Annotated in this window: 1 protein-coding gene; it reads left to right on the top strand. The window is 62.2% G+C overall.

Translation table 11 applies throughout. The annotated features are described in order from the left end of the window. Nucleotides 1-65: 65 nt before the first annotated feature. Nucleotides 66-1,168, top strand: a protein-coding gene (locus AC07O3_RS34490; protein WP_495341515.1) for an IS3 family transposase whose coding sequence is annotated in 2 segments (ribosomal slippage) — nt 66-324 and nt 324-1,168 — 1,104 coding nt in all. Because the reading frame shifts where the segments join, the coding sequence is not laid out codon by codon here. The last annotated feature ends 32 nt before the right edge of the window (nt 1,169-1,200 follow it).

Here is a 1,200-nt window from a genome sequence, read left to right as displayed (position 1 = left end):
TGACCTGCCCGGTTTCTCCGAGACATTGATTTCTAGGAAGATGGCTCCCGCCCGAAGAGGAGCCCATGAAGAAGAGTCGATTTTCAGAAGAGCAAATGGTCACGATCCTGCGTGAAGCAGATCGTACGACGGTGGCCGAGGCTGCCAAGAAGCACAAGGTCAGCGACGCCACCATCTATGCCTGGCGCAAACACTTCGGCCAGATGGAGGCGGCCGACGTCAAGCGTCTGAAGGCCCTGGAGCTTGAGAACAGCCGGCTGAAGAAGCTCCTTGCCGAGCGAGATCTGGACCTCGAGATCCTCAAGGAGATCAACGCAAAAAAATGGTGAGCCCGTTGGCTCGGCGCGAGCAACTGGCCTTCGTGCGCGCACGTGGCTTGAGTCTGCGCCGCGCCTGCGGGCTCATCGGCATGTCACGCGCCACGCCCAGCTACGAGCTGCGCTTGCCCGCCAAGGATGCGCCGGTGCTTGCGGCGATGGAGGAACTCTCGGCTCAGTATCCGCGCTACGGCTATCGCCGCATCCGCGTGTTTCTGCGCCGCAAGGGCTTCGAGCTGAGTTGGTCTCGCACGCACAGGCTGTGGCGCCAGGCGGGCCTGCTGGTGCCCCGGAAACGGCCGCGCAAGCGCATCGCCTCGGTGCGCCCGCGCGTTCACACGCCGTTCAAGGCCAACATGGTCTGGGCCTACGACTTCGTCTTCGACACCACGGCCAGCGGCCAGCAGATCAAGTGCCTGACTGTCGTGGACGAATACACCCGCGAGTGCCTGGCCATCGATGTGGCCGGGGCCATCCGCTCCAAGCGGGTGATCGAGGTGCTCTCGCGCTTGGTGAGCTTGCATGGTGCGCCGCTGTTCATGCGTTCGGACAACGGGCCGGAGTTTGTCAGCCAAGCCATCCTGGAGTGGATCTCAGGCTCGGGCATTGCCACCGTGCTCAACGATCCCGGCAAGCCTTGGCAGAACGGCACCGACGAGAGCTTCAACGGCAAGTTCCGCGACGAGTGTCTGTCCATCGAGTGGTTCCGTTCGCGCCGCGAAGCCGCTGTCCTGATCGAAGCCTGGCGCAATCACTACAACGAGGTACGTCCCCACAGCAGCCTGCAATACTTGACCCCGGCAGAGTTCAAACAGGAACTCCGCCTAGAACTGCAACCCGCCGTCTTCTAGGAAAAACTGTCTCGACTAAACCGAGCAGGTCA

The sequence above is a fragment of the Variovorax sp. GW821-FHT09D05 genome (assembly GCF_059416325.1).
Note: the sequence above shows the minus strand (reverse complement) of the source record. Positions and strands in the feature narration are given on the sequence as shown.